Source organism: Mesobacillus boroniphilus (assembly GCF_018424685.1).
GTDB classification, from domain to species: Bacteria; Bacillota; Bacilli; order Bacillales; family Cytobacillaceae; genus Mesobacillus; species Mesobacillus boroniphilus_A.
The window spans coordinates 1-26225 of the sequence record NZ_QTKX01000003.1; the positions used below are offsets into that span (position 1 = coordinate 1).

The window sequence follows — 26225 nt, forward strand, 5'->3', positions numbered from 1 at the left end:
AAGATGAGATTTCCCATAGCGCAAGCTAGTAAGAACCCTGAAAGATGATCAGGTTGATAGGTCAGAGGTGGAAGCGCGGTGACGTGTGGAGCTGACTGATACTAATCGTTCGAGGACTTAACCAAATAGATTACTCGTTCTTCTAAATTCTTCTTACACATTATCTAGTTTTGAGGGAACAAAGTTTTTGCGCAAGCAAAATAATTTTCCTCAAACCAAATAGTCTGGTGGCGATGGCGAGAAGGTCACACCCGTTCCCATACCGAACACGGAAGTTAAGCTTCTCAGCGCCGATGGTAGTTGGGGGTTTCCCCCTGTGAGAGTAGGACGCCGCCGGGCACTGATAAGAACAGCTGTAATGGCTGTTCTTTTTTTGCGTATTAAAAACAAGAAAAATATTATAAATGATCTTCTTAATGGTGTACATTTTATGAAATACCTTGGCTGTTAATGAACATATCCCTCAACTCTTCCGATATTACTCTAGCATGTAGTAACAATTAGCTTCCTGGAGGAAATAACGGCATCAGCAAATAACCTATCTACAATGGCAAAATCGTTAAAAGATACAGTCAGCCAATTTACGATATAAATAGAGAACATCAAGCCAATCCGGTCACGGTTTTAGGCTTGATGTTTTTTATGATTTTTTCAATGCTGTGTCAATCGTCGAATATAACTTCTCATTTATGGCTGCCACAAAGTATTGTTTTTGAACAAACTCCTTACCGCCATGTTCTTCGTACCAATTTTGAATCCGTATAAGATGCTCTTTATCGCTTCTGACATGGTTTTCTATACTGACGTAATCCTCGTAGCTGTCATACTCCCAGATCGCGAATATTTCGGTTGTTGTTTCATTATGGGGCAGCATCCATCTCCCGATCAACCTGGATCCATGCTTCAGTTGATTTGGCATGTTTATTTCAGTAAAAAGCCTATTGAATGGTTCTACAAAATCATTTTTTATTATGTAAAATTTCCGGCGATAAAACAATTCTTCCAGCCCCTTTTTGAAATGGTATACTCTTCCATATTATTCAGCCTATTTTCAAAGCCGTCAATGCCCTTATTATTTTTCATATAAAATAGTTTCAAATCCATAGCTTAAGGAAACCTTAAAATGAGATATCTTTTTCGTTAAAATTTTGCAAGTTGCTTTACAAGCGGTTTGATTAATGCGAACATAAGGGATTATTAGAAGAGATGTCTGGAGGGTTTTGAATGCTGGAGAATAGTTTTGTCATGGTAGCCATCATCTTAATCATTAATATTGTGTATGTGTCATTTTTTACAATCAGGATGATCTTGACGTTGAAAGGTCAGCGTTATATGGCTGCTGGGCTCAGCACGATTGAGGTCGTGATATATGTTGTTGGGCTTGGATTGGTGCTAGAGAACTTGAATGAGATACAGAATTTAGTTGCTTATGCTGTTGGTTATGGCATTGGTGTCATTGTAGGGATGAAGATTGAGGAGAAGCTGGCGCTTGGGTATATTACGGTTAATGTAATCACAAAGGAATCTGACGTTGATTTGCCGAAGGCTTTACGAACACGGGGCTATGGAGTGACGGACTGGGCTGCGCATGGACTTGAAGGCGAGCGGATGGCAATGCAGATTTTAACGCCAAGGAAGTATGAGCTGAAGCTGTACCAGACCATCAAGGAGCTGGACCCTAAGGCATTTATCATTGCCTATGAACCGAAAGCGATCCATGGCGGGTTCTGGGTAAAATCGGTACGGAAAGGAAAGCTGTTTTCATGAGCAAGGGTAAAAAGAAGCAGATGTATGAAGTCGGTGAACATGAATCAATCGATGACTGTCTTAATAGAATGAAGAAGGATGGATTTGCTCCTGTCCGCAGGATGGAAAAGCCGTTTTTTAAAGAAGTCGAAAAGAATGGTGCGGTTGAATATGAGCCTGCTGGCAGGCAAATCATTTTTGAAGCGAAGTTGATTGAAAGCTGACTTGCGTTAGTTGTTTAAAGTCCTAAACACGAACAATACAAAATATAAATTATTTAATGTTCGATTATTGATTGACAACAAGTCGAATTAGTTGTTAATATGTAGTTGTCGAAAGTGAAATTAAGTTTTTCCCTCGTATAATAATGGGGATATGGCCCATGAGTTTCTACCTGGTAACCGTAAATTGCCGGACTATGAGGGAAAGTAGTTGTTAAGTGAAGGGAAAAGAAATCGCATTCACTTATGGATTTCTATGCTTGCGCACCCGGACGGACTACTTTCTCTTCTAATCAAGAGGAAGAAGTCTATCCGGGTTTTTTGTTTTAATACTCCACGGGGAGGTTAGAGAAATGACGGTTGCGGTCATTATGGGGAGCAAATCGGATTGGGAAACGATGAAGCATGCGTGTGACATACTTGATCAGCTGGAAGTTTCATATATAAAAAAGGTGGTTTCGGCCCATCGTACACCTGATTTGATGTTTCAATTTGCGGAGAGTGCGAGGGAAGCGGGAATTAAAGTGATAATTGCGGGTGCTGGCGGTGCAGCACACTTGCCTGGAATGGTAGCGGCGAAAACGACATTGCCTGTGATCGGGGTACCAGTTCAGTCAAAAGCACTTAATGGATTGGATTCACTGTTGTCGATTGTCCAGATGCCGGGTGGTGTGCCGGTTGCGACAGTAGCGATTGGCAAAGCTGGAGCGACGAATGCAGGTTTGCTCGCAGCACAGATTCTTGGAGCATTTGATAATGAGGTTGCAGAGAGACTCGAACGGCTGAGGGAAGAGACGAAGATGTCGGTGATGGAAAGCAGTGATGAGCTTGTCTAGAGTGATTTTACCAGGCCAGACGATTGGGATTATCGGGGGCGGACAGCTTGGCAAGATGATGGCGCTGTCGGCAAAATCGAAGGGTTTCAGAGTTGTGGTGCTTGACCCGACTGAGGATTGCCCGTGCGGCCAGGTGGCTGATGAGCAGATTGTCGGCGGTTACGATGACCTTGATAAAATAAAGCAGCTATCTGAAAGCAGTGATGTAGTTACTTATGAGTTTGAGAATATTGATGCAGATGCCCTTGCATGGCTGAATAAACATGCCTATGTGCCGCAGGGGACGGAATTGCTGCGAGTCACTCAGGACAGGATAGAAGAGAAACGAAACATCCAAGCAGCTGGCGTTAGCGTGGCTCCATATGCGGTAGTGACAAGAGTGGAGGATGTCAGGGCTGGAGTTGATGAACTAGGATTGCCTGCGGTTCTGAAAACAGCACGCGGCGGGTATGATGGCAAGGGACAGCTGGTCATCAGGTCAGTTGATGATATCGATTTGGCTGAAACATTAGTCAGCCAAGGTGCGTGTGTACTGGAAAAGTGGATTCCTTTTGAAAAGGAAATCTCGGTGATCATCACTCGTGGTACGAATGGTGAAACAGGCGTATTCCCGGTGGCGGAGAATGTTCATAAGGAAAACATTTTGCATCAGACAATTGTTCCGGCAAGAATCAGCTCTGTGGCAGAAGCAAAGGCTATAGAAGCAGCGAAACAAATTGCGTCAGCATTTAGGTTAGTTGGAACACTGGCAGTTGAGATGTTTTTGGCCAAGGATGATGAGCTTTACATAAATGAATTGGCGCCGAGGCCTCATAACTCGGGGCATTACAGTATCGAGGCCTGTGAGACATCGCAGTTCGAGCAGCATATTAGGGCGGTTTGCGGCTGGCCCTTGGGACGCACGAATTTGCTGAAGCCATCGGTGATGGTGAATATTCTGGGTGAACATCAGCAGCCATTGCTGGATAAAATCGGAGAGTTGCAGGATTGGAAAATCCATTTATACGGAAAAAAGGAAGCTAAACATAAACGCAAAATGGGGCATGTTACCCTTTTGCGAGAGACAGTGGAGATTGCGCTCGAGGAAGCTGAACAAAGCGGCATCTGGGAAGTCGCAGCAGAAATGATCGGAGGACAAAAGAGATGATAGATCGTTATACAAGACCGGAAATGGGAGCAATCTGGACGGAGGAAAACCGTTTTAAGGCATGGCTGGAGGTTGAAATTCTTGCTTGTGAAGCATGGGCTGAGCTTGGGGAGATTCCTAGTGAAGACGTAAAGAAATTGCGTGAGAATGCCTCTTTTGATATTGACCGGATTAAGGAAATCGAAGAGGAGACACGTCATGATGTGGTTGCTTTTACAAGAGCGGTTTCTGAAACGCTTGGCGAGGAACGCAAATGGGTGCACTATGGCCTGACTTCAACGGATGTGGTCGATACTGCGCTTTCTTATGTGCTTAAGCAGGCGAATGAAATTTTGCTGAAAGACCTTGAGAACTTCGTTGAAATCCTGACTAATAAGGCCAAAGAACATAAATACACGGTTATGATGGGCCGCACGCATGGGGTGCATGCGGAGCCGACTACCTTTGGCTTGAAGCTGGCGCTTTGGCTGGAGGAAATGAAGCGTAACCTTGATCGCTTTAAAATGGCATCGAGGAACGTTGAGTTTGGAAAGATTTCCGGAGCTGTTGGCACTTATGCGAATATCGATCCATTTGTTGAATCATATGTTTGTGAAAAGCTTGGACTGCAGCCTGCACCAATTTCGACACAGACTTTACAGCGTGACCGCCACGCGTTCTATATGTCAACACTGGCATTGATTGCAACTTCGATTGAGAAGTTCGCGGTTGAGATCCGTAGCTTGCAAAAGAGCGAAACACGTGAAGTCGAAGAGTTTTTTGCAAAAGGGCAGAAAGGATCTTCGGCAATGCCGCATAAGCGCAACCCGATTGGTTCTGAAAACATGACAGGGATGGCGAGGGTCATTCGCGGTTATATGACAACTGCGTATGAAAATGTGCCGCTATGGCATGAGCGCGATATTTCACATTCCTCTGCAGAGAGAATTATTTTACCAGACGCAACAATCGCATTGAACTATATGCTGAACCGTTTCGGCAATATCGTGAAGAACTTGACGGTTTATCCAGAAAACATGAAGCGCAATATGGACCGGACGCTCGGCTTGATCTACTCACAGCGTGTGCTGCTTGCTTTGATCGACAAGGGCATGTCCCGCGAGGAAGCTTATGATACTGTACAGCCACGCGCGATGGAAGCGTGGGAGAAGCAGGTGCAGTTCCGCAGCCTGATCGAACAGGATGAAAAAATCGCTGGACTTTTGAGCGAAGCAGAAATCGATGACTGCTTTGATTACAATTACCATATCAAGCATGTTGATATGATTTTTGAACGACTGGGTCTTTAATTCAAAGGGGCAAGATATCTTGCCCTCGTTTTATCTCTAGGTGACTGAAGATTGCCAATTATCTCAATCGGGGGCGTTGAAATGGAAGAGCAGGCACTGTTGTACGAAGGAAAGGCAAAGCGGATTTACGCAACGGATGATGAGCAGGTAGTAAGGGTGCAATACAAGGATTCGGCGACGGCATACAATGGCGAGAAAAAAGCGGAGATTATCGGCAAGGGCAGGCTGAATAACGAGATTACGAGTTTACTATTTTTAAAGCTTAACGAAGCGGGAATTCAATCCCATTTTATCGAAAAAATTTCCGAGAATGAGCAGCTGGTGAAGCGAGTTTCAATCATCCCGCTTGAGGTGGTTGTGAGGAACTTCGCTGCAGGCAGTTTTTCTAAGCGGCTTGGCGTCGTGGAAGGAAATAAACTTTCAAGGCCAATCGTTGAGTTTTACCTGAAGGATGATTCACTGGGTGATCCGCTGATCACAGATGAACATGTTGATGTGCTGAACCTGGCAACTGCAGAAGAAGTGGCTGAGCTGAAAGAAGCCGCTTTGAAAATAAATGATGTTCTTAGTGGGTTTTTCAGGGAAATTGGAGTTACTTTAATAGATTTCAAGCTTGAGTTCGGAAAGGATGCTGACGGCAATATCTCGCTTGCAGATGAGATTTCGCCGGATACATGCCGCCTTTGGGATATGGAAACGCAGCAGAAGCTGGACAAAGACGTTTTTCGCCGCGATTTAGGGAATTTGACAGATGCTTACGAAACCATTTTAACGAGATTGGGAGGACAACAGCATGTATAAAGTAAAGGTGTTTGTAACGTTAAGGGAAAGTGTTTTGGATCCACAGGGGACGGCTGTTAAAAATGCGCTGGCGACACACGGTTACGAAGGCATACAGGATGTCCGCATCGGCAAGTATATGGAGCTTACTTTGGATGAGTCTGTTAAGGATATCGACGCAGCGGTGAAGGAAATGTGCGAGCGCCTGCTGGCAAATACGGTGATCGAGGATTACAGGTACGAGGTTGAGGAGGTTGTTGCACAGTGAAATTTGCGGTGATCGTATTTCCTGGTTCGAACTGTGACATCGACATGTACCATGCTGCAAAGGATGAGCTTGGCGAAGAGGCGAAGTATGTATGGCATGATGCTGAAAGTCTGGAAGGCTATGATGCTGTGCTATTGCCTGGCGGCTTTTCATATGGAGACTACTTGCGTTCTGGTGCGATTGCGCAATTCAGCAATGTCATGAAGGAAGTCGTAAAAGCGGCTGAGGCTGGAAAGCCAGTTCTTGGCGTCTGCAATGGATTTCAAATTTTGCTTGAGGCTGGACTTCTTCCCGGGGCAATGCGCCGCAATGACAGCCTGAAGTTTATCTGCAAGCAGGTCGAGCTTAAGGTCGAAAATAACGAAACGATGTTCTCGGCAGGCTATGAAAAGGGTGAAGTCATCACGATTCCAGTTGCGCACGGTGAAGGCAATTATTATTGCGACGAAGAGACTCTTGCTCGTTTGAAGGCAAACAATCAAATCGTATTCACATACCATGGCGAAAATCCGAACGGTAGCCTTGAAAATATTGCGGGAATCATCAACGAAAGCGGAAACGTGTTAGGGATGATGCCTCATCCAGAACGTGCCGTCGACGAACTGCTTGGCGGCGCGGATGGACTGAAGCTTTTCAAATCAATCGTCAAACAATGGAGGGAAGCAAATGCGGTTAATGCTTGAACCAAGTCCAGAGCAAATTAAACAGGAAAAGATTTATCGGGAAATGGGACTGTCAGACAGCGAGTTTGCTTCTGCCGAAAAGATTCTCGGGCGAGTGCCGAACTACACGGAAACAGGCTTGTTCTCCGTAATGTGGTCGGAGCACTGCAGCTACAAGAACTCGAAGCCTGTGCTGAGAAAGTTCCCGGTCACTGGTGAGCGAGTTTTACAGGGACCAGGCGAAGGTGCAGGAATTGTTGATATCGGTGATGGCCAGGCGGTTGTTTTTAAAATCGAAAGCCATAACCATCCTTCGGCTATTGAGCCTTACCAGGGTGCAGCTACAGGTGTCGGCGGAATCATCCGCGACGTTTTTTCGATGGGAGCAAGGCCAATTGCATTATTGAATTCCCTCCGTTTTGGCGAGCTTGAGTCGCCAAGGGTGAAATATTTGTTCGAACAGGTTGTAGCAGGGATTGCAGGCTACGGAAACTGCATCGGCATTCCGACTGTTGGCGGTGAAGTGCAGTTTGACGCTGCTTATGAAGGTAATCCGCTTGTGAACGCAATGTGTGTTGGGCTGATCAACCATGAGGACATCAAGAAGGGGCAGGCGCATGGTGTTGGTAACACTGTCATGTACGTTGGCGCGAAGACTGGCCGCGATGGAATCCATGGGGCGACATTTGCTTCTGAAGAATTGAATGAGTCATCTGAAGATAAGCGTCCTGCTGTACAGGTTGGCGATCCATTTATGGAAAAATTGCTGCTTGAAGCTTGCCTTGAGCTTGTGAAAAATGATGCGCTTGTCGGCATCCAGGACATGGGTGCAGCTGGTTTGACCAGTTCATCTGCAGAGATGGCGAGCAAGGCTGGTTCAGGCATTGAAATGAACCTTGACCTCGTGCCGCAGCGTGAAGCGGGAATGACTGCTTATGAGATGATGCTTTCCGAATCCCAGGAGCGTATGCTGATCGTCGTGGAAAAAGGACGTGAGCAGGAAATCATCGACCTTTTCTCAAAGTATGAACTTGAAGCAGTCGCGATTGGCAAGGTAACGGATGACAAGCAGCTTCGTCTTTTACATAAAGGGGAAGTGGTTGCTGATGTTCCGGCAAATGCGCTGGCTGAAGAGGCACCTGTATATTACAAGCCATCCAGCGAACCAGCTTATTTCCGTGAGTTCCAATCGATGGACAATGATATTCCTAAAGTTGAAGACTATGAAGCTACTCTCTTGCAGCTGCTGCAGCAGCCAACAATCGCAAGCAAAGAGTGGGTCTATGACCAGTATGACCATATGGTGCGAACGAGCACGGTTGTTTCACCTGGCTCGGATGCGGCGGTCGTAAGGGTTCGCGGTACAGAAAAAGGATTGGCGATGACGACGGATTGCAACTCCCGTTATATCTACCTTGACCCGGAAACAGGCGGGAAGATAGCTGTGGCAGAAGCTGCAAGAAACATCGTCTGCTCGGGCGGCGAACCGCTGGCGATCACGGATTGCCTGAACTTTGGAAATCCTGAGAAGCCGGAAATCTTCTGGCAGTTTGAAAAAGCGGTCGACGGCATGAGCGAAGCGTGCCGGACGCTGAGCACACCTGTAATTGGCGGAAATGTGAGTTTATATAACGAAACGAATGGAACGGCTGTCTACCCAACTCCGGTTGTCGGCATGGTCGGTCTCGTTGAAAATCTAAAGCATGTCACGACGCAGCAGTTTAAAAATGCAGGCGATTTGATTTATCTGCTTGGAGACACAAAAGATGAGTTCGGCGGCAGCGAGCTTCAGAAGCTTGTGTATGGCCGGATTTTTGGCAAGGCACCTTCACTTGATTTGGAAGTGGAAGCTAGCTATCAATCACAGATTTTAACAGCGATTAAAAATGGTCTGGTTGCATCTGCACATGATGTCGCGGAGGGCGGAATGGCTGTTGCGCTTGCTGAATCGGTGATTGGCAGCAAGGGTCTGGGAGCAACTGTTGAATTGGATGGCAATGCTGTATCGGCGTTGTTCAGCGAATCGCAATCCCGCTTTATTCTATCTGTAAAACCAGAGAACCAGATCGAGTTTGAGAGTTTAACAGACGCAGTGCTGATCGGTAAAGTAGTCAAAGCGCCAGTTTTAAAGATTGATATAAATGGCACGAATGTGATCAAACATGATGCAGAGGGGCTGAAAAAGGCCTGGAAAGGAGCCATCCCATGCTTGCTGAAATAAAAGGCTTGAATGAGGAATGCGGCGTTTTTGGTATTTGGGGTCATCAAGAGGCAGCACAAATCACCTATTACGGACTTCACAGCCTCCAGCATCGCGGTCAGGAAGGTACAGGAATTGTTGTAAGTGATGGTCAGCAGCTTAAGGGCCGTAAAGGCGAAGGGCTTGTTACTGAAATTTTTACAGCAGACGCAATGGAAGACCTTCAGGGTGTTGGCGCAATTGGCCATGTCCGCTATGCGACGGCAGGAGGCGGCGGCTATGAAAATGTACAGCCGCTGCTGTTCCAATCACAAAACGGAGGACTTGCGCTTGCGCACAACGGCAATCTAGTGAATGCGGATGCTTTGAGAAACCAGCTTGAGGCACAGGGCAGTATTTTTCAAACGAGCTCTGATACTGAGGTCCTGGCTCATCTGATCAAGCGCGGCGGTTTCAGCCAGCTGAAGGATCGCGTGAAAAATGCGCTTCCGATGCTAAAGGGTGCTTACGCTTTTTTAATCATGACCGAAACAGAAATGATGGTGGCGTTAGATCCACATGGACTGCGCCCACTGTCTTTAGGACGGCTTGGGGATGCTTATGTGGTCGCCTCTGAGACTTGTGCGTTCGATATTGTCGGCGCTGAGTTTGTCAGGGATATCCTTCCTGGGGAATTGTTAGTGATTGATGCAGACGGCCTTCATTCTGAAATGTACTCAATGAATTCAAATACTGCCATCTGTACGATGGAATACATTTATTTTTCACGGCCAGACAGCAACATCCACGGCATCAACGTCCATGCAGCCCGTAAAAATCTCGGCAAACAGCTGGCGAAGGAAGTGCCGATCGAGGCGGATGTCGTGACAGGTGTTCCGGATTCAAGTATTTCAGCAGCAATCGGTTATGCGGAGGAATCAGGCATTCCTTATGAAATGGGCTTGATCAAGAACCGTTATGTCGGCCGGACGTTCATCCAGCCTTCCCAGTCTTTGAGGGAGCAGGGCGTTAAAATGAAGCTTTCTCCGGTGCGCGGGATTGTAGAAGGCAAACGTGTCATCATGGTCGATGACTCAATCGTGCGCGGTACGACGAGCCGCCGGATCGTCAATATGCTAAAAGAAGCGGGTGCGACCGAGGTCCATGTCGTCATTAGCTCGCCGCCAATACAGAATCCGTGCTTCTACGGAATCGATACATCGACGCGTGAGGAATTGATTGCTTCCGATCATTCGGTCGAAGAGATTCGTGAATTGATCGGTGCGGATTCGCTGACGTTCTTGAGTGTCGAGGGTATGCTTGAGGCGATTGGACGCAATGAACCTGGCGAAACACGAGGCCAGTGTCTTGCTTGCTTTACCGGGAAGTATCCAACGGAGATTTACCCGCAAGCAACACCTGCCGGGCAGAAGTGTTGATGAGTATTAAGGTGGATTTACCAAAATTAGGATGGAATTGCAATTGTGTCAGGTCATTGCGCAATTATGTGAAAAGACCGTGCAATTATAGGGTATGTTCGTCCAATTAGCCCGGATGACCGTGTAATTAACGCGAGTTTTCGTGCAATTAACCTTTATGGGTGTGCATTTAGACAACTTTCGTTGAATTCCGCTATATAGCAGGGCGGCGAATATCATATTTAATCAGGAACTATGAAGCTGAATGATAGATAAACAGCCAAATCGGAGGTAGTGAACATGGCAAATGCGTATAAGCAGGCTGGTGTGGATATTGAGGCCGGGTACGAGTCGGTCGAACGGATCAAAAAGCATGTGAATCGGACGGTCAGGCCGGGTGTGATGGGGGCATTGGGTGGATTTGGCGGAATGTTCGACCTTTCCAGCCTTGGGCTGAAGGAGCCGGTCCTCGTTTCTGGCACGGATGGTGTCGGCACGAAGCTGATGCTGGCGTTCATGATGGACCGGCATGATACAATCGGCATAGATGCTGTCGCAATGTGCGTGAACGATATCGTTGTCCAGGGAGCGAAACCTTTGTATTTCCTTGACTATATCGCCTGTGGGAAAGCCGAGCCGCAAAAAATCGAAGCGATTGTCAAAGGGATTGCTGATGGCTGTGAGCTGGCCGGCTGTGCGCTGGTCGGCGGGGAAACCGCGGAAATGCCAGGGATGTACTCTCCGGAAGAATACGATTTGGCTGGCTTTTCGGTCGGTGCCTGTGAAAAAGCTGATATCATCAGAGGGCAGAAAATCAAAGAGGGCGATGTGCTGATCGGGCTTGCATCCAGCGGCATCCACAGCAATGGCTATTCGCTTGTGCGCAAGGTGTTTTTCGAGCAGGCTGGCTGGGAGCCTGACCGTTACGTAGAAGAGTTCGGCTGCACACTTGGCGAAGAGCTGCTCAAGCCAACCCGTATTTATGTAAAATCGGTGCTTGCCGCAATGAAGCAGTTCGAGCTTAAAGGACTGGCCCATATTACGGGTGGCGGCTTCATCGAAAATATTCCGCGGATGCTGCCAGAAGGACTTGGTGCAAAAATCGAAGAGGGCAGCTGGGAAATCCCGCAGGTGTTCAAGACGATTGAATCCCTTGGTGAAATTGAACGCCACGATATGTACAATATCTTCAATATGGGGATTGGCATGGTAGCGGCTGTTGATGCAGGTATTGCGCAAGAAGTTGTGGCGTTTTTTAACGAAAACGGAGAGCGTGCTGCAGTAATCGGCACAGTTACTGGTACTGAAGGAATCCAGGTGAAAATGGCTGGTGAGGAACTATGAAAAAAATAGCTGTTTTTGCATCGGGAAGCGGGAGTAATTTTCAGGCAATTGCCGTCGCTGTTCAGTCTGGAAGTTTGAATGCTGAAATCAGCTTGCTTGTATGTGACAAGCCTGGTGCTTTTGCCGTTGACCGTGCGGAAATGCTTGGGATTCCTGCACTGGTCATCAGCCCGAAAAGTTATCCTTCAAAGGAAGCATATGAGGCTGAGATTTTACAAAAACTAACCAACCTTGATGTGGATTTAATTGTCCTTGCAGGCTATATGCGCCTCATTGGACCGACATTGCTAAAAGCATATGAAGGGGAAATTGTGAACATCCACCCGTCTTTATTGCCGGCGTTTCCTGGGAAGGATGCGATCGGCCAGGCGCTGGCAGCGGGAGTAGAGAAAACGGGAGTGACCATCCATTACGTGGATGAAGGAATGGATACCGGGCCAATCATTGCGAGCGCTTCGGTAAAAGTAGAAGCAGGTGAAACAAGGGAGTCACTTCAGAAGAAAATACAGCGGATTGAACACAGCATGTATCCAGAGGTCTTGGAGGAGCTGTTGAACGGAGAAGAGGAGGCAGTACAATGGGAAAAAAGCGTGCATTGATCAGTGTTTCGAATAAAGAAGGAATTGTAGAGTTAGCGAAAGAGCTTGTCGAGCTTGGGTTTGAAGTCGTCTCGACTGGCGGCACAAAAAATGCACTCAAGGAAGGTGGCGTTCCTGTCATTGGAATCAGCGATGTCACAGGGTTTCCGGAAATCCTTGAAGGGCGTGTGAAGACGCTGCACCCTAAAATACATGGCGGCTTGCTAGCTAAGTACGATGATCCTTCTCATCAAGACCAGCTGGCTGAAAATGAAATCGAGAAAATCGAACTTGTCTGTGTCAACTTGTACCCTTTTAAAGAAACAATTTCAAAGCCTGGCGTGACAGCAGAAGATGCGATTGAAAATATTGACATCGGCGGTCCTGCGATGCTGCGCGCGTCAGCTAAAAATCACCAATACATAACAGTGCTCGTTGACCCTGCGGATTATAAGCAGGTAATTGAAGAGTACAAGAATCAGAATGAAACCACGCTGGAAACCCGCCGACGCCTGGCTGCGAAAGTTTTCCGCCACACGGCTGCGTATGATGCATTGATTTCTGAGTACATGACAAACCTTGCTGGCGAGGAACAGCCGGAAAAAATGACCGTGACTTACGAACTGAAGCAAAGCTTGCGCTATGGAGAAAATCCGCATCAGAAGGCTGCTTTTTACCAAAAGCCACTTGGTTCGGCATTTTCAGTGGCGGCAGCTGAACAGCTTCACGGAAAAGAGCTTTCCTATAACAATATTAATGATGCCAACGCAGCCTTGCAGATTGTAAAAGAGTTCACTGAACCCGCAGCGGTTGCGGTCAAGCATATGAATCCTTGCGGAGTTGGTACTGGTAAGGACGTATTCGATGCGTTCGGAAAAGCTTTTGAAGCGGATCCGGTTTCGATTTTTGGCGGCATCATCGCCTTGAATCGGGAGGTGGATGGTGAGACTGCCCGCAAGCTTTTTGAAATCTTCCTTGAAATCATTATTGCGCCTTCTTTTAGCGACGAAGCACTTGAAATTTTAACAGCGAAAAAGAATCTTCGTTTGTTGAAGGTCTCATTTGATGGCGAAGCTTCAAAGGAAAACACACTTTCCTCAATTGAAGGCGGATTGCTCGTTCAGGAGCAGGATGCTTATGGATTTGACGATGCAGAAATCTCTGTACCGACAAAGCGTGAACCAACTGAGGCAGAGTGGGACGCACTTAAGCTTGGCTGGAATGTTGTAAAACATGTAAAATCCAACGCGATTGTCGTGGCGAATAAGGATATGACATTAGGAATCGGCGCAGGTCAGATGAACCGGGTTGGCGCGGCAAAGATTGCGCTTGAACAGGCTGGTGTGAAAGCGGATGGAGCTGGGCTCGCATCTGACGCGTTCTTCCCGATGGATGACACCGTCGAAGCGGCAGCAAAAGCCGGAATCACGGCCATTATCCAGCCAGGCGGATCCGTCCGCGATGCAGATTCAATCAAAAAAGCGGATGAATATGGTATTGCGATGGTGTTTACAGGCGTAAGGCATTTCAGACATTAATGGCTGGCAGGACGCAGGTTTGGTTTGAGATTAGGCGTCAAGTTAAATAGCTATCCTGAAATTAACGGAGGTGCGATTTATGAAGGTTCTTGTGGTTGGTAAAGGCGGACGGGAGCATGCGGTTTGCCGGAAGCTCAGCGAGAGTCCGCTTGTCACGGAGGTTTTTGCGGCTCCTGGCAATCCTGGAATGGAGGACTGCGCGAAGCTGGTCGACATCAATGAAACCGAAACAGAGGAGCTTGTTTCATTCGCGAAGGAACAGGGAATCGGCCTGACGATCATCGGGCCAGAGGTGCCATTGCTGGAAGGCTTGGCTGATCTTTTCATTGAGAAAGGCCTCAAGGTTTTCGGCCCGCGTAAAGCAGCGGCCATTATTGAGGGAAGTAAGTCGTTCGCGAAGGACCTTATGAAAAAATACGGCATCCCGACTGCCGCATACGAAACATTCACGGATTATGCTGACGCAAGGGATTATCTTGCGAAGGTCGGCGCCCCGATTGTCATCAAGGCAGATGGGCTTGCGGCCGGCAAAGGTGTTGTCGTGGCAATGACTATGCAGGAAGCTGAAAAGGCCTTGCAGGAAATGATGCTCGACGGGAAATTCGGTGATGCATCGGCAAGCGTGGTCATAGAGCAATTTTTAACAGGGGAAGAGTTTTCGCTGATGGCTTTTGTGAACGGGGAAACCGTCATTCCACTGGAAATTGCCCAGGACCATAAACGGGTGTTCGATGGTGATAAAGGTCCGAACACCGGCGGGATGGGCGCCTATTCACCAGTCCCGCAAATACGCGAGGAATCAATCGCGGTTGCAGTGGAACAAATCCTTCAACCGGCGGCGATTGCGATGGAGATGGAGGGGCGGAGCTTTACAGGGATCCTGTATGCCGGTCTTATAGAGACCTCTGAAGGACCAAAAGTAATCGAATTCAACGCGCGATTCGGAGACCCGGAAACCCAGGTGATTTTACCGCGGATGAAATCAGATTTGGCAGAGGTCATTCTCGAATTGCTTGAAGGCAAAAAACCTGAGGTTGAATGGCATGAGGAAGCAATGGTCGGTGTAGTCGTGGCGGCCAAGGGCTATCCTGAGGAATATGAAAAAGGTGCTGTATTGAAGGGCATCGAAAACATGTCACAGGTGTTTCATGCAGGCACAGCGAAAAACCGCGATGGTGAGTTAGTGACCAACGGCGGCAGGGTGCTACTTGTCGGTGCGAAAGCGGCATCGTTAAAAGATGCGCAGCAAAGGGTGTACGCAGAGCTTGAAAAGCTGGACTGCCCGGAAACCTTTTACCGCAGGGATATCGGCAGCAAGGCTATCGGGCACGTCTCTTGTTAGAGCCTTTCATATAAACGAGCAGCAGGGCGATGATGCTGCCAATCAACGCGATCCAGACGAAGCTGACGTCCATGATATATTCCCAGAACATAATATCATCTCCTTTTGGTGAAGCCCCCGGTTTAATGGGGGCTTTTTATTATTGCAAAAGCATCACATTTCACTTCGAGCATTGTTTAGCTCCAGCGCATGTCGAGGCTGACTAAGGTGCATGCGCTTTTCAATTTAACTTGGGTTATAAGGGATCCATCCTTCAGAATCACCATTTTCGGCATTCTGCTGTTCCATCATACCCTGGCCCTTTTCATAGGCAGCAGTCAACGGGCAATAGCGGACAATCCCTTCTCCGACTTTCATCGCGCCAAGCATCGCCATGAAAATGTAGGAATCTCTCCAAGGGCGTTTTACCATTTTCGAGGTTGACCAGGCAAGGACGGTCAAGCCAATTGTAATTCTTACAAGTGCATTGATGATTCCGATATTCGGGCGTACATTCATATTCTCATCGCTCCTTACTCCATTTTTACAATTAATTTGAAATTCTTTAATGCGTTAAACAGTGAAATATGTTACGATAGTACAATAATGTAAGGGCTTTCTTTTTTTGCGAATAGCTTTGTTGAAATTCAATTTGGTATTAGATCCTGTTGTTTGTAGTGGAAGGCGAAGCGCTTGTAACGAAAATCAACAGTCAATTGATTGAATATAACTTTTTAACATAGAGAAAAGGGGAACATGGTATGGAACAACGTTATCGATGGAAAAACAAACAATTGCGCAACCATGCTGCTGTTTTGGACGGCACCCTTTCACCGACGGTCTTATTGAAGAATGCAACGTATTTGAACCAGACATTCCGGAAGTGGATGACTGCGAACATTTGGATTTACAATGACAGGATTGTGTATGTTGGTGAAAACCTGCCTGAAAATACGAAGCAATGCGAAATAGTGGATTGCACCGGGATGAAGCTGGTGCCGGGCTATATTGAACCTCATGCCCATCCATTTCAACTTTATAATCCCCATTCTTTCGCTGCCTATGCATCGCAGACGGGGACGACGACGCTGATTAATGATAATATGGTACTCGCTTTACAACTAGATAAAAAGAAAGCGTTTTCTTTTATCAACGAGCTCAATGATAATCCTGTCACAATGTACTGGTGGTGCCGTTTTGATGCGCAGACCGAAATCCAGCATGAGGAAGAGGTCTTCTCCAACAGCAATGTCAGGGCCTGGCTTGAGCATGAGAATGTAGTCCAGGGTGGGGAACTGACATGCTGGCCGAAGCTGATGAACGGCGATGACATGATTCTACACTGGATGCAGGAAACAAAGCGCCACCACAAAAAGATTGAGGGGCATTTCCCTGGTGCATCAGAAAAGACGCTCGCGAAAATGATGCTGTTCGGCGCAGATTGCGACCATGAAGCGATGACTGGTGAGGAAGTCCGCAGAAGGCTGATGCAGGGTTATATGGTATCGTTGAGACATTCCTCGATCCGTCCGGATTTGCCGAAGCTGCTTGATGAGATTCATGAACTGGATATTGCGGTGTACGATCGTTTCATGATGACGACTGACGGGGCATCCACTGCTTTTTATGAAAATGGTGTGATCGATGAATTGATTCGCATCGCAATGGAGAAAGGCGTTCCGGTCATTGATGCTTACAATATGGCAACGATCAATGTGGCCCGTTACTATAATTTCGAGCATCTTCATGGCAATATAGCGACAGGACGAGTTGCAAATATCAATATTTTGAATGATGAAATGAACCCGACGCCTGTTTCAGTGCTGGCAAAAGGCCAGTGGGTGAAGCGGGATGGTGAAGCAATCGAAGCAGCGAAGGAAATGGACTGGTCCGAAATGGGCTTCGAGCCGCTAAAAATGGATTGGGACCTGACTATGGATGATTTGCAATTCTCGATGCCGTTCGGAATCAAGATGGAGAATTCGGTCATTACGAAACCGTATTCAATTTCAATCGATGTGTCCGATGATGAACTGTCCTCAAACCATGATGAGTGCTTTTTCATGCTCATCGACCGTCATGGCAAATGGCGCATCAATACGGTGTTAAAAGGCTTTGCGACGGATTTGCAGGGTCTGGCAAGCTCGTTTTCAAATACCGGCGACATCATACTGATTGGCAAAAATAAGCAGGATATGATTGCTGCTTTTAACAGGATGAAGGAGCTCGGCGGAGGGATTGTGGCCTGTGAAAATGGAGTGCCTGCCAAGGAGATTCCTTTGAGGCTTCAGGGCATCATGTCCAGCCATCCTGTGACGGAGCTGATGGCGGAGGAGAAGAAGCTGCTTGAATATTTAAAGGAAAAAGGCTATAAATTCGCCGATCCGATTTATTCACTATTATTCTTCAGTTCAACGCATTTGCCATATATCCGTATCACACAAGAAGGCATCTATGATGTGATGAAAAAAACGGTACTCTTTCCAACGATAATGCGTTAAAATATAACAGTGCATCTAGAGATAGACAGCCATGAACGAACTTGGAGTTCAAGGGGTGGCGAAAATGAGAAAAAAATGGATCGCTGTGCTGGCGGCCGCCGTGGTGCTTATGGCCGGGTGCAGCAGTAAAGAGACAGATAAAAAAGAAGTAACAGAACATAAAGAAAAAGAAGTTGAAGTGGAAGAGAATGCTTCACCGGAGGAACTTCCGTATCAATTCCCGCTGACCGGGTTGGGAACTGACGAGGAGAGTTCCGATCGGGCAGTGGCCGTGGTGGTGAATAATCATCCAAAGGCACGGCCGCAATCAGGTCTTCACAAAGCTGACATCGTCCACGAGGTCCTTGCTGAAGGAGACGTGACAAGGTTCGTGGCGATTTTTCAAAGCGAACAGCCTGAAAAAATAGGGCCAGTCCGCAGTGCGAGGGAATACTTTATCGACCTGGCATCCGGGTTTGACAGCTTTTTCATTGCCCATGGCTACAGCCCGGAAGCGAAGGAAATGCTTGAACGCGGAGTGCTCGATAACATCAACGGAATGCAATATGATGGAACATTGTTCAAACGGGCCGATTTCCGGAAGGCACCCCATAATTCTTATATTACCTATAAGAATATCGTGAAGGGTGCAGAGAAGAAAGGTTACGGACTTGATGAAGCACCATCTCCTGCAGTATTCTTGAGCAGTGAGGAAGCTGGACAGCTGGACGGTACTCCGGCTGAGGAACTCATGGTAAAGTACGGTTCGCCGTCGTTCGATGCGATTTATGAGTACGACGCGGAAAATGAGAAGTATCACCGCTTTAATGGCAGCGAAGAGACTGTTGATCTTGAATCGAAGGAACCTGTCCTGCTCGACAACATCCTTGTCGTGCAAATGAACCATCAGGTAATCGATAATGCCGGGCTCAGGGAAATCGATATGGCAACTGGCGGCAAGGGATACCTGTTCCAAAAAGGCAAAGTGAATGAGATACAATGGAAAAATGAAGCTGGCAGGATCGTCCCTTATAAGGATGGGGTAAAAGCTGGTTTCGTTCCCGGGAAAACATGGATCAACATTGTCCCTTCAATCAGCGATGTCTCATTCGACTCTCAACAATAAAATTCTGAGTGAATTAAGGGGTAGACTATATGCAAATTGATAAATTAAGAGGAAAAGAACTCGATCAATTATTCAAGGCAATTTTATCGCTGAAAGATCTCGACGAAGCGTATCGCTTTTTCGATGACCTGGCGACAGTGAACGAAATCCAGTCGCTAGCACAGCGCCTTGAGGTTGCCCGCATGCTTCGCGAAGGCAAGACCTACCATAAAATCGAGACAGAAACAGGCGCGAGCACTGCAACAATTTCCCGTGTCAAGCGATGCCTGAATTACGGAAACGATGCGTACGAAATGGCGCTCGAAAGATTGAAAGAGCAGGAAAACGCTGGAAAAGCGCAATAGTTGTTTGATGAGGGCGGAACCGATTTTGGTTTCGTTCTTTTTAATTGGAAGGCTCTGTTATAGCCCATTGTTGTTTTATATCCCGGTTGATTGTAGTGGAAGGCGCGTAGACTCCTGCGGGCTTAGCTGGTCAGATGAGACCCCGCAGGAGCGAAGCGACGAGGAGGCTCATCGCCAGCCCCGCGGAAAGCGAAGCGCCTGGAACAAAAATCAACAGCCAAGTTTAACAGAGCCAGTTGGAAAAAAACGCAGGTAATTTCCAATTCGCTATAAAAATGAAAATTTCGCTATAAAAAAATTGTTTTCGCTATAATATTTAGATTTTCGCTATAAAATCCAGTTTTTCGCTATAAAAAGTTTATTTTCGCTATAAAAGTATTATTGTCGAAGCAATAACCAGGTTGGGTAATTAACCGCAATGAATGGAGTGTTTTTCTCACATGTTTCCTTTTTTATATATACAAAACAAATGCTATAATGATGGAATGGATATATAGAATGGGGGCAATTCTGGAATGTACGATGTTCGCGAGTGGAGACATGTGTTCAAACTCGATCCTAATAAAGAGATAACTGATGAAGAATTAGATAGAATTTGCGAGTCTGGAACCGACGCGATCATGGTAGGAGGGACAGATGGAGTCACTCTCGAAGGTGTCCTTGATTTGATGTCCCGAGTCCGCCGTTATACGGTTCCTTGCATTCTGGAAGTTTCGACGATTGACTCGATCACACCGGGATTCGATTTTTATTTTATTCCAACGGTGCTGAACAGTGGAAACCCACAGTGGATCACAGGGATGCACCATGAAGCGGTCAAGGAGTATGGCGACCTGATGGAATGGGACGAGGTAAAAATGGAAGGCTATTGCATCCTGAATCCGGATTGCAAGGCGGCAAAGCTGACCGATGCGAAGACGGAGCTATCGATTGAGGATGTACGGGCCTACGCAATGATGGCGGAAAAGATGTTCAACCTGCCGATTTTCTATTTGGAATACAGTGGGACATACGGCAATCCCGAGTATGTGGAAGCAGCCAAAGGTGTTCTTGACAACACTGTCCTCTTTTACGGCGGCGGAATCGAAACAGCACAGCAGGCAGAAGAAATGGCCAGGCATGCAGATGTCATCGTGGTTGGTAATGTCGTTTACAGCAACCTTAATGAGGCCTTGAAGACAGTAGCTGCGGCGAAAAAATAAGATTATAGACAAGTTGTTTGTTACAGTGTTTTGAGATAAAATAAGAACAAATGTTTGTATGGTGGTGACGAGTGTGCAATTTTTAACGGATAAATTATTGAATGGCTTGAACCCAGAGCAGCAGAAGGCTGTCAAGACAGTGGATGGACCGTTGTTGCTGATGGCAGGAGCAGGCTCCGGTAAAACAAGAGTTTTAACTCACAGGATTGCGTATTTGATGGTGGAAAAAGGGATAAATCCTTATAACATCCTTGCGATTACGTTTACGAATAAAGCAGCACGAGAAATGCGCGAGAGGATCCAGAAAATGATGGGCGGCGCGGCAGACGATATCTGGATTTCGACGTTCCACTCGATGTGTGTGCGGATTTTGCGCAGGGATATTGACCGTCTCGGCTATAACCGCAATTTCACAATCCTTGACTCGACTGACCAGCAATCGGTCATCAAGTCAATTTTAAAGGACAAGAACATGGATCCGAAAAAATTCGACCCGCGTGCCATTCTCGGTACGATTAGTTCTGCGAAAAACGAATTGATTACACCGGAAGAATACGCAAAGACGGCGGGCGATTATTTTTCACAGAAAGTCAGCGATGTGTACGAGGAGTACCAGCGCAAGCTGCGCAAAAATAACGCACTTGATTTCGATGATTTAATCATGACAACGATCACGCTGTTCATTCGTGTCCCGGAAGTGCTGGAGTATTACCAGCGTAAATTCCAGTACATCCATGTGGATGAGTATCAGGATACGAACAGGGCACAATACATGCTGGTAAAATTGCTTGCGCAAAGGTTCCAGAACCTTTGTGTCGTCGGGGATTCCGACCAGTCGATCTATCGTTGGCGCGGTGCAGATATTACAAACATCCTTTCATTTGAAAAGGATTATCCAAGAGCGAGTGTCATTTTGCTAGAGCAAAACTACCGTTCGACGAAAAAGATTTTGCTGGCGGCGAATATGGTCATCCAGAACAATATGAACCGCAAGCCAAAAAATCTTTGGACAGAGAACGCAGAAGGAAACAAAATCATGTACTATCGCGCGGACAGCGAACAGGGCGAGGCGCAGTTTGTCATCGGCAAAATCCAGGAGCAGATTCGCAATGGCCGCAAGCTGTCTGATATCGCGATTCTTTACCGTACGAACGCCCAGTCCCGTGTAATCGAGGAATCTTTCCTGAAGTCGAACATCGATTACTCAATCGTGGGCGGCATCAAGTTCTATGACAGGAAGGAAATCAAGGATATCCTTGCGTATCTTCGCTTGATTTCGAATCCAGATGATGACATCAGTTTGCAGAGGATCATCAATGTTCCGAAACGCGCGATTGGTTCAACTTCGATCGATAAAATCGCCAACTTCGCGACAATGCATGACCTGTCGATGTTCCAGGCGCTAGAAACGATTGAAATGATCGGATTGAGCCCGAAGGCCGAAAAAGCTGCGGCAGAATTCCGCAACTTGATCAGCAATTACACTCACCAGCAGGAATATCTTTCAGTGACCGAGCTGGTGGAGGAAGTCCTTGATAAAACAGGCTACCGTGACATGCTGAAGGCGGAGAAATCGCTAGAGTCACAGAGCCGACTTGAAAACATAGATGAATTTTTAACGGTAACAAAAAGCTTTGAAGAGAGCAGTGAAGACAAGAGTCTGGTCGCGTTCCTGACAGATTTGGCACTTGTCGCTGATATTGATCGCCTGGATGATGACGGCGAGCAAAAAACAGACTTCGTCACATTGATGACATTGCACTCAGCTAAGGGACTCGAGTTCCCGGTTGTTTTCCTCATTGGAATGGAAGAGGGAGTATTCCCGCACAGCCGATCCTTGATGGAAGAGGATGAGATGGAGGAAGAACGCCGTCTTGCGTACGTAGGGATCACCCGCGCTGAGGAAGAATTGTTCATCACGAATGCACAGATGCGCACCCTTTTTGGCCGTACGAATATGAATCCGGAGTCAAGGTTCATTAAGGAAATACCGGCTGATTTGGTTGAGGACGCTGTGCCAAAAGTAAGAAGACCAGCACCAACCAGCGGCGGCAGGCCAGGCACTTCAGCAAGACCGTCAATGCCAACACGCGGTGCTGTATCTCGACCGGTTGCTGCAGCCAGCGGCGGTGAAGGTATCGATTGGAAGGTTGGCGATAAAGCTCAGCATGGTAAGTGGGGAACAGGAACCGTTGTCAGCGTAAAAGGGTCAGGAGAAGGAACAGAGCTTGATATCGCGTTCCCGAGTCCAACAGGAATCAAACGTTTGCTGGCGAAGTTCGCACCGATTACGAAGGCGTAAAAATTTTTATTATTACACATTGAGTACTGTTTAGCTCAAGTGCCTAGCCAGTTATCATCCCTGTGAGTGCTTCCTCGAGTATCTTGCGAGAAGCGTCAGCTTCCAGCAGCTCGGGTCGCTTGTCGGGGCTGACCAAGGCGCTTGTGCTTTTCGGTTATGAAAGGGCTGGATTTATGGATTTTCAGAGCGCTGAGAAAAAAGCCAAGGATTTGCAAAATCTGCTTAATCAATATAGTTATGAATATCATGTGCTTGACCAACCGTCGGTTCCAGATGCGGAATACGACCGGCTGCTGAGGGAACTGATTGAAATCGAGGAGCAATTCCCAGAACTGCAGACTCCCGATTCCCCTACACAGCGTGTTGGGGGAGAGATTTTAACGATGTTCAACAAGGTTCAGCATGCCATTCCAATGCTGAGTCTTGGAAATGCCTTTGACGAGCAGGACCTTCGCGATTTTGACCGCCGTGTCCGCCAGGGTGTTGGCGACAATGTTTCTTATGTTTGCGAGTTGAAGATTGATGGGCTCGCAGTATCGCTTATTTATGAAGACGGGCTGCTTGTCCGCGGTGCGACTCGCGGCGATGGAACGACAGGTGAGGATATTACGTCTAATCTGAAGACAATCCGTTCTTTGCCAATCCGCCTGAAAGAGCAGGTTTCGCTTGAAGTGCGCGGAGAGGCTTTCATGCCGAAGAAATCATTCGAAGCATTGAATAAAGCAAGGAAAGAAAAAGAGGAAGAGCCATTTGCCAATCCGCGCAATGCGGCCGCCGGCTCCCTTCGCCAGCTTGATCCGAAGATTGCCGCATCGAGGAATCTGGATGTGTTCCTTTATGGAATCGCAAATGTCGGGGATACGGGCATCCGTGCGCATAGCGAGGGACTAGATTATCTGGAGAAGCTCGGATTTAAGGCGAATAAAGAGCGACGAAAAGTGGATAGCATTGAAGGTGTCATTGACTATGTGAACAGCTGGGTCGAAAAGCGGCCTGATCTTCCGTATGATATTGATGGCATCGTCATCAAGGTGGATTCTCTTGATCAGCAGGCCGAGCTTGGTACGACGGCGAAAAGTCCTCGCTGGGCAATCGCCTTTAAGTTCCCTGCCGAAGAAGTCGTAACGACTTTAAAGGATATAGAATTGAGTGTCGGCCGTACAGGTGTTGTCACGCCAACTGCCATTCTTGAACCGGTACAGGTAGCAGGTACGACGGTTGGACGTGCTTCCTTGCACAATGAAGACTTAATCCGAGAAAAAGATATCAAAATCGGCGACAAAGTCGTCATCAAAAAAGCAGGAGATATCATTCCGGAAGTCGTCAATGTCCTTGCCGAGCAGCGTACAGGCGAAGAAATTGAGTTCCATATGCCAAGTGAGTGCCCTGAATGCGGCAGCGAGCTTGTCAGGATTGAAGGCGAAGTAGCGCTTCGCTGCATCAATCCAAAATGCCCGGCCCAGATCAGGGAAGGATTGATCCACTTTGTTTCCCGCGATGCGATGAACATTGACGGACTTGGTGAAAGAGTGGTCAGCCAGCTGTTTGCTGAAGAGCTGATCAAGGATGTTGCTGATATTTACAAGCTGACGCGCGAGCAGCTGCTGGCTCTTGAACGAATGGGAGAGAAGTCAGTCAACAATTTGCTGTCAGCGATTGAAGCCACGAAGGATAATTCTTTGGAAAAGCTGTTGTTCGGACTCGGCATCCGTCTGGTTGGAGCAAAAGCCGCGAAGACATTGGCACAGGAATTCGAAACAATGGATAACCTGATGAAGGCAACGAAGGAAGAATTGACGGCCATCAATGAAATCGGCGACAAAATGGCCGACTCCATCGTCACTTATTTTGACAGTGATGAAGTGAGCGAACTTGTTTCCGAACTGAAGACTGTTGGCGTCAATATGGAATATAAAGGGCCTAAGAAGGTTAACGCAGAAGAATCGGATTCATTTTTTGCCGGTAAAACAATCGTGTTAACTGGGAAACTCGAGCAAATGGGCCGAAATGAAGCCAAAGAAAAAATCGAGGCGCTTGGCGGCAATGTGGCCGGCAGCGTCAGCAAGAAAACCGATTTAGTCATTGCCGGTGAAGATGCAGGTTCGAAGCTTACAAAAGCAGAAAGCCTGGGGATTGAAGTGTGGAACGAGGAGAGAATGCTTGAAGAATTAAAAAAATAAGAGGTGTACTCGCCATGAGAAAGCTCTCAATGGTCGCTCTATCTCTTGTCCTTCTGTTGACGGCCTGTGCTCCTAATTTTCAAAAACAGGAAGAGGTCGTCCAGGAGAAGGATGATGATACAAAGGAAAAAGCGATTATCCCGAAATACAAGATTTCGGACAAATATTACCGTACAATCATGCCGTTCGAGCCAGGGGAAGCACGCGGCATGGTCGTCAACAATCTGAATTCACGCTATGATATTACTGAATTTGAGACAGGTCTGATGAGGATTGCCCAAAATACATTTCCTACAGATCAGTACGTTTTCAAGGAAGGCCAGTATCTTGACGGCAGTACCGTGTCATCCTGGCTGGAGCGCGAAATGACCCCTGCCCAGGTCGAGGCCAGGGAAAAAGAATTGAAGGCTAAACCCGAAAATAAAAATAAGAAGAAGATTGAAGTGAAAAACCTGGGACTGAATCCTGCCGACCCTGGCAAGGGAGATGTCCACGACCGGAATAAAAAGAATCCTATTTATCTTGCGCACATCCTGGAGCATAATTATCTCGTCCAATCAGGGGAAAAGGATACGTACCAGCTTGGCGGCATCGCAATCGGACTGGCGCTGAATTCCGTCCACTATTATCGTGAGGAAGCTTATGGGGCAGTGTACGAAAAAAACATTACTCGTAAAGTTCTTGAAGCAGAAGGCAAAAAAATCGCCCAGGAAGTCGTCAACAGGATAAGAGGAATCGAAGAGTTGAATAATGTTCCGATTACGATTGGGTTGTTTGAACAAGAAAGTCGATCATCTGTTGTCCCAGGAAACTTTTTCTCCTATACAGAAGTTTCCCAGGGCAGCAACAAGATCGGCAACTGGAAAGATGTAAAAGAAGAATATATCCTGTTCCCGTCAGATAAAGCCGAGAAGGACCACAGGGATGACTTGACATTCTTCCAGAACTTCAAGCAGGATGTTGAGGAATATTTCCCTAACTTCAACGGCGTCATCGGCAAAGGCTTTTATCTCGATGGCCAGCTTCAGGAATTAAACATTGAAATACCTATCCAGTTTTACGGCGAAGCAGAAGCGATTGGATTCACCCAGTATGTAACGGGACTGGTCATGGAGCACTTCCCTAACTATATGTCCGTGCAGGTCAGCGTATCATCCGTACTGGGACAGGAAGCCTTGATCGTTAAAAAGCCGGATCAGGATGAACCATTTGTGCATATTTATCAGTAAGGTGTAGCAAAGAGCATTGGGCTCTTTGCTTTTTT

24 protein-coding genes, 2 rRNA genes and 1 riboswitch are annotated in these 26225 nt (G+C 47.1%); of the genes, 23 read left to right on the forward strand and 3 right to left on the reverse strand.

Annotated features, from left to right (window positions below; genetic code table 11):
* A 23S ribosomal RNA gene (locus DYI25_RS17380) occupies positions 1-125 on the forward strand; the annotation flags it as partial.
* A gap of 98 nt (positions 126-223) precedes the next feature.
* Positions 224-339 (forward strand): 5S ribosomal RNA (gene rrf, locus DYI25_RS17385).
* A gap of 301 nt (positions 340-640) precedes the next feature.
* Here the strand turns inward: rrf and DYI25_RS17390 are convergent.
* Positions 641-997 (reverse strand): NIPSNAP family protein, encoded by a 357-nt coding sequence (locus DYI25_RS17390; protein ID WP_213371316.1) that lies wholly within the window; start codon positions 995-997, stop codon positions 641-643.
* A 227-nt stretch (positions 998-1224) separates the two neighbouring features.
* Here DYI25_RS17390 and DYI25_RS17395 point away from each other — a divergent pair, with 227 nt between their 5' ends.
* The 14 genes from DYI25_RS17395 (at position 1225) to purD (ending at position 15348) form a co-directional block, all read left to right on the forward strand.
* Positions 1225-1767, forward strand: coding sequence for a DUF2179 domain-containing protein (locus DYI25_RS17395; protein ID WP_213371318.1), 543 nt, complete (start codon positions 1225-1227; stop codon positions 1765-1767).
* Complete coding sequence (locus DYI25_RS17400; RefSeq protein ID WP_213371319.1) at positions 1764-1970, forward strand: NETI motif-containing protein; 207 nt, start codon at positions 1764-1766, stop codon at positions 1968-1970. The genes DYI25_RS17395 and DYI25_RS17400 overlap by 4 nt, the downstream gene beginning before the upstream one ends.
* Positions 1971-2083: 113 nt before the next feature.
* Positions 2084-2185: riboswitch (purine riboswitch) on the forward strand.
* 135 nt (positions 2186-2320) lie between these two features.
* A complete protein-coding gene (gene purE / locus DYI25_RS17405; protein ID WP_213371320.1) occupies positions 2321-2803 on the forward strand; it encodes a 5-(carboxyamino)imidazole ribonucleotide mutase in 483 nt (160 codons plus the stop codon).
* Positions 2790-3950, forward strand: a complete 1161-nt coding sequence (gene purK, locus DYI25_RS17410; protein WP_213371321.1) for a 5-(carboxyamino)imidazole ribonucleotide synthase — start codon at positions 2790-2792, stop codon at positions 3948-3950. Before purE ends, purK begins: the two co-directional genes overlap by 14 nt.
* On the forward strand, positions 3947-5239 hold the full coding sequence (gene purB, locus DYI25_RS17415) for an adenylosuccinate lyase (RefSeq protein WP_213371322.1): 1293 nt from the start codon (positions 3947-3949) through the stop codon (positions 5237-5239). Before purK ends, purB begins: the two co-directional genes overlap by 4 nt.
* An 81-nt stretch (positions 5240-5320) precedes the next feature.
* Positions 5321-6040, forward strand: a complete 720-nt coding sequence (gene purC, locus DYI25_RS17420; protein WP_213372480.1) for a phosphoribosylaminoimidazolesuccinocarboxamide synthase — start codon at positions 5321-5323, stop codon at positions 6038-6040.
* Positions 6033-6287, forward strand: a complete 255-nt coding sequence (gene purS, locus DYI25_RS17425) for a phosphoribosylformylglycinamidine synthase subunit PurS (protein ID WP_213371323.1) — start codon at positions 6033-6035, stop codon at positions 6285-6287. The genes purC and purS overlap by 8 nt, the downstream gene beginning before the upstream one ends.
* Complete coding sequence (gene purQ, locus DYI25_RS17430) at positions 6284-6970, forward strand: phosphoribosylformylglycinamidine synthase subunit PurQ (protein ID WP_213371324.1); 687 nt, start codon at positions 6284-6286, stop codon at positions 6968-6970. The genes purS and purQ overlap by 4 nt, the downstream gene beginning before the upstream one ends.
* Positions 6954-9170, forward strand: coding sequence for a phosphoribosylformylglycinamidine synthase subunit PurL (gene purL, locus DYI25_RS17435; RefSeq protein WP_213371327.1), 2217 nt, complete (start codon positions 6954-6956; stop codon positions 9168-9170). The genes purQ and purL overlap by 17 nt, the downstream gene beginning before the upstream one ends.
* Positions 9155-10567 carry an amidophosphoribosyltransferase gene (purF, locus tag DYI25_RS17440; protein WP_213371328.1) on the forward strand — a complete coding sequence of 471 codons (1413 nt, stop codon included), beginning with the start codon at positions 9155-9157 and terminating at the stop codon, positions 10565-10567. Before purL ends, purF begins: the two co-directional genes overlap by 16 nt.
* Positions 10568-10846: 279 nt before the next feature.
* On the forward strand, positions 10847-11890 hold the full coding sequence (purM, locus tag DYI25_RS17445; RefSeq protein WP_213371329.1) for a phosphoribosylformylglycinamidine cyclo-ligase: 1044 nt from the start codon (positions 10847-10849) through the stop codon (positions 11888-11890).
* Positions 11887-12489 carry a phosphoribosylglycinamide formyltransferase gene (purN, locus tag DYI25_RS17450; RefSeq protein ID WP_213371330.1) on the forward strand — a complete coding sequence of 201 codons (603 nt, stop codon included), beginning with the start codon at positions 11887-11889 and terminating at the stop codon, positions 12487-12489. The genes purM and purN overlap by 4 nt, the downstream gene beginning before the upstream one ends.
* A complete protein-coding gene (gene purH, locus DYI25_RS17455) occupies positions 12468-14006 on the forward strand; it encodes a bifunctional phosphoribosylaminoimidazolecarboxamide formyltransferase/IMP cyclohydrolase (protein ID WP_213371331.1) in 1539 nt (512 codons plus the stop codon). The genes purN and purH overlap by 22 nt, the downstream gene beginning before the upstream one ends.
* A gap of 79 nt (positions 14007-14085) precedes the next feature.
* A complete protein-coding gene (gene purD, locus DYI25_RS17460) occupies positions 14086-15348 on the forward strand; it encodes a phosphoribosylamine--glycine ligase (protein WP_213371332.1) in 1263 nt (420 codons plus the stop codon).
* Here purD and DYI25_RS22740 read toward each other — a convergent pair.
* Both DYI25_RS22740 and DYI25_RS17465 read right to left on the reverse strand, forming a co-directional pair.
* Positions 15326-15439: an EYxxD motif small membrane protein gene (locus DYI25_RS22740; protein ID WP_342032538.1), complete on the reverse strand. Its 114-nt coding sequence runs from the start codon at positions 15437-15439 to the stop codon at positions 15326-15328. The genes purD and DYI25_RS22740 overlap by 23 nt on opposite strands.
* A gap of 134 nt (positions 15440-15573) precedes the next feature.
* Positions 15574-15846 (reverse strand): YgaP family membrane protein, encoded by a 273-nt coding sequence (locus DYI25_RS17465; protein ID WP_213371333.1) that lies wholly within the window; start codon positions 15844-15846, stop codon positions 15574-15576.
* Positions 15847-16088: 242 nt separating this feature from the next.
* Here DYI25_RS17465 and DYI25_RS17470 point away from each other — a divergent pair, with 242 nt between their 5' ends.
* The 7 genes from DYI25_RS17470 to DYI25_RS17500 all read left to right on the forward strand — a co-directional run bounded on the left by DYI25_RS17470 (position 16089) and on the right by DYI25_RS17500 (position 26190).
* Positions 16089-17828 (forward strand): adenine deaminase C-terminal domain-containing protein, encoded by a 1740-nt coding sequence (locus DYI25_RS17470; protein ID WP_213371335.1) that lies wholly within the window; start codon positions 16089-16091, stop codon positions 17826-17828.
* 64 nt (positions 17829-17892) lie between these two features.
* Entirely contained in the window at positions 17893-18933 is a 1041-nt protein-coding gene (locus DYI25_RS17475; RefSeq protein WP_213371337.1) for a DUF3048 domain-containing protein, read from the forward strand.
* 29 nt (positions 18934-18962) lie between these two features.
* Complete coding sequence (locus DYI25_RS17480) at positions 18963-19277, forward strand: YerC/YecD family TrpR-related protein (RefSeq protein ID WP_213371339.1); 315 nt, start codon at positions 18963-18965, stop codon at positions 19275-19277.
* Positions 19278-19792: 515 nt separating this feature from the next.
* Positions 19793-20479 (forward strand): heptaprenylglyceryl phosphate synthase, encoded by a 687-nt coding sequence (locus tag DYI25_RS17485; RefSeq protein ID WP_213371341.1) that lies wholly within the window; start codon positions 19793-19795, stop codon positions 20477-20479.
* Between the two features lie 73 nt (positions 20480-20552).
* Positions 20553-22781, forward strand: a complete 2229-nt coding sequence (gene pcrA, locus DYI25_RS17490; RefSeq protein ID WP_213371343.1) for a DNA helicase PcrA — start codon at positions 20553-20555, stop codon at positions 22779-22781.
* A gap of 173 nt (positions 22782-22954) precedes the next feature.
* On the forward strand, positions 22955-24961 hold the full coding sequence (ligA, locus tag DYI25_RS17495) for an NAD-dependent DNA ligase LigA (protein ID WP_213371345.1): 2007 nt from the start codon (positions 22955-22957) through the stop codon (positions 24959-24961).
* Between the two features lie 14 nt (positions 24962-24975).
* Entirely contained in the window at positions 24976-26190 is a 1215-nt protein-coding gene (locus tag DYI25_RS17500; RefSeq protein ID WP_213371347.1) for a CamS family sex pheromone protein, read from the forward strand.
* Positions 26191-26225 lie beyond the last annotated feature (35 nt).